Source organism: Streptomyces flavofungini (assembly GCF_041028215.1).
GTDB classification, from domain to species: Bacteria; Actinomycetota; Actinomycetes; order Streptomycetales; family Streptomycetaceae; genus Streptomyces; species Streptomyces flavofungini_B.
The window spans coordinates 1-2,954 of record NZ_JASKYR010000844.1 but is presented as its reverse complement, the minus strand read 5'-3'; the positions used below and the strand labels follow the sequence as shown (position 1 = coordinate 2,954).

Below are 2,954 nucleotides of genomic sequence, written 5' to 3'. Positions count from 1 at the left end.
CCGAAGGACCTGCCCGAGGGAGTCGCGCCCGCGTCCGGGCCGCGCGCGCCGCTGCGCCGCCGCCTCGGCTCCCACCCCGTCGCCTCCGTGAAGCTGGCCTCCGGCTGCGACCGGCGCTGCTCCTTCTGCGCCATCCCCTCCTTCCGCGGCTCCTTCATCTCGCGGCGGCCCTCCGACGTGCTCGGCGAGACCCGCTGGCTGGCCGAGCAGGGCGTCAAGGAGGTCATGCTCGTCTCCGAGAACAACACCTCGTACGGCAAGGACCTCGGCGACATCCGGCTCCTGGAGACGCTCCTGCCCGAGCTGGCGGCCGTCGACGGCATCGAGCGGGTGCGCGTCAGCTACCTCCAGCCCGCCGAGATGCGGCCCGGCCTCATCGACGTGCTCACCTCCACCGAGAAGGTCGCCCCCTACTTCGACCTCTCCTTCCAGCACTCCGCGCCGGGCGTGCTGCGCGCCATGCGGCGCTTCGGCGACACCGACCGCTTCCTGGAACTGCTCGAAACCATCCGGGGCAAGGCGCCGCAGGCCGGTGTCCGGTCGAACTTCATCGTCGGCTTCCCCGGCGAGAGCGAGGGCGACCTCGCCGAGCTGGAGCGTTTCCTCACCGGCGCGCGGCTCGATGCCATCGGCGTCTTCGGGTACTCCGACGAGGAGGGCACCGAAGCGGCCACGTACACCGAGAAGCTGCCCCAGGACGTCGTCGACGAGCGGCTCGCGCACATCGCGCGGCTGGCCGAGGAGCTCACTTCGCAGCGCGCGGAGGAGCGGCTCGGTGAGACCGTCGAGGTGCTTGTCGAGTCCCTCGACGAGGAGGAGGGGCCGCTCGGCAGAGCCGCGCACCAGGCCCCGGAGACCGACGGCCAGATCCGTCTGACGGGCGCCGACGGCGGGGCGGACCTCCAGGTGGGCCGTATGGTCGTGGCAAAGGTCGTCGGCACGGAGGGCGTGGACTTGGTGGCCGAGTGTATCGGGGAGGCCGGCAGATGACCGGAGTCCCGGCATCCGCGTCGAGCGGCTCCGGCGCCAAGGGCGCCGGGGGCGCCACGCCGGTGCGGGGCGGAAAGCTGGGTGCCGCGGCGGTCAACCAGGCCAGCCTCTGGAATGTGGCGAACCTGCTGACCATGGTCAGGCTGCTGCTCGTGCCCGGCTTCGTGATGCTGCTGCTCGGCAACGGCGGGTACGACCCGGCCTGGCGCTCCTTCGCCTGGGCCGCCTTCGCCATCGCCATGATCACCGACCTCTTCGACGGGCATCTCGCGCGCACGTACAACCTGGTCACGGACTTCGGGAAAATCGCCGACCCCATCGCCGACAAGGCGATCATGGGGGCCGCGCTGATCTGTCTGTCCTGGCTCGGCGACCTGCCCTGGTGGGTCACCGGGGTGATCCTCGGCCGTGAGCTGGGGATCACGCTGCTGCGCTTCTGGGTGATCCGCTACGGAGTGATCCCGGCCAGTCGCGGCGGCAAGATGAAGACCCTCGCGCAGGGCACGGCCGTCGGGATGTACGTCCTGGCGCTGACCGGGCCGCTCGCGACGCTGCGGTTCTGGGTCATGGGGGTCGCCGTGGTACTGACCGTGGTGACCGGCCTCGACTACGTGAAGCAGGCGGTCGTCCTGCGCAGGCAGGGCAGGGCGCGGGAGCGCCTCGCGGCGGCGTCGGCGGAGCAGCCTGCGCCTGAGCCGGGCCGGGAGACCGCGAAGTGACCTCGACGACTCAGGACACCGCGGCTGAGCTGGTGCGGCTGCTCACCGCGCGTGGCGAGACCGTGGCCGTCGCCGAGTCGCTCACCGGGGGCCTGGTGGCCGCCGGTCTCACGGCGGTGCCCGGCGCCTCCAAGGTCTTCCGGGGCTCTGTGACGGCATATGCCACGGACCTCAAGCGGGATGTCCTCGGCGTCGACGGCACGCTCCTTGAGGAGCGCGGAGCGGTGGACGCGGAGGTCGCACGGCAGATGGCCAGGGGCGTGCGCGCGGCCCTGCGCGCCGACTGGGGCATCGCGACCACCGGGGTCGCCGGTCCCGATCCGCAGGACGGGCAGGCCGTGGGTACGGTCTTCGTGGCGGTCGCCGGACCGGAAAGCGGCGCGGACGACGTCACCGGCCGCGGCCGAACTCGACCGGAAGTCGACGCCCCGGGGCTTGATCACGCCGTAGGCGGGCCGCGAAACACAAGGCAGAACGGTTACGCCCTTGGCGGACCCGGCGGGAAAGTGGCCGCCCTGCGGTTGAACGGGGACCGGGCGGAAATCCGTAGGGAGAGTGTACGGAGCGTGCTCAAGCTGCTTCTGGAGCGGCTCTCGGGCGAACGGGCCGGGAATGGGCGGGCACAGGATACGGAACAGAACGGGGGGAATTGATGTTTGCAGCCCTGAGTGAACACGACATCGCTCCCCGCACGGCCGCCGCGCAAGGCGGTACGGTGGGGCGTGAAGGATGCGGCTACGCGGTCCGAGGAGGGAGCCACCGATGATTCTGCTCCGTCGCCTGCTTGGTGACGTGCTGCGTCGGCAGCGCCAGCGCCAGGGCCGTACTCTGCGCGAAGTCTCCTCGTCCGCCCGAGTCTCGCTCGGCTATCTCTCCGAGGTGGAGCGGGGGCAGAAGGAGGCTTCCTCCGAGCTGCTTTCCGCGATCTGCGACGCGCTTGACGTACGGATGTCCGAGCTCATGCGTGAAGTGAGCGACGAACTGTCGCTCGCCGAGCTGGCTGAGTCTGCAGCGGTCACGGAACCGGTGCGTGCGCCGGTTCGCCCGATGCTCAATTCCGTCTCCGTGGCCGGTGTGCCACCGGAACGGGTGACGATCAAGGCCCCCGCGGAAGCGGTGGACGTCGTCGCTGCATGACGCCGAGCGCGAATGCGTGTGAAGGTCCCGACCGGGTACCCGGTCGGGACCTTTTGCTTTGTCCTCCGGAGGGACACGAGGGCCTCGGGGTGTGAGCGCCTCTGGGGG

Annotated in this window: 4 protein-coding genes; all 4 read left to right on the top strand. The window is 70.9% G+C overall.

Annotated elements, in window-relative coordinates; genetic code table 11:
* The coding region (locus tag AB8Z36_RS35390; RefSeq protein ID WP_369217491.1) for a MiaB/RimO family radical SAM methylthiotransferase at window positions 1-990 on the top strand (990 nt) is incomplete at its 5' end.
* Window positions 987-1,709 carry a CDP-diacylglycerol--glycerol-3-phosphate 3-phosphatidyltransferase gene (gene pgsA, locus AB8Z36_RS35385; RefSeq protein WP_369217490.1) on the top strand — a complete coding sequence of 241 codons (723 nt, stop codon included), beginning with the start codon at window positions 987-989 and terminating at the stop codon, window positions 1,707-1,709. The genes AB8Z36_RS35390 and pgsA, both read left to right, overlap by 4 nt.
* Window positions 1,706-2,362: a CinA family protein gene (locus AB8Z36_RS35380; protein ID WP_369217489.1), complete on the top strand. Its 657-nt coding sequence runs from the start codon at window positions 1,706-1,708 to the stop codon at window positions 2,360-2,362. The genes pgsA and AB8Z36_RS35380 overlap by 4 nt, the downstream gene beginning before the upstream one ends.
* A 109-nt stretch (window positions 2,363-2,471) precedes the next feature.
* Window positions 2,472-2,846, top strand: a complete 375-nt coding sequence (locus tag AB8Z36_RS35375; RefSeq protein WP_055529762.1) for a helix-turn-helix domain-containing protein — start codon at window positions 2,472-2,474, stop codon at window positions 2,844-2,846.
* Window positions 2,847-2,954 lie beyond the last annotated feature (108 nt).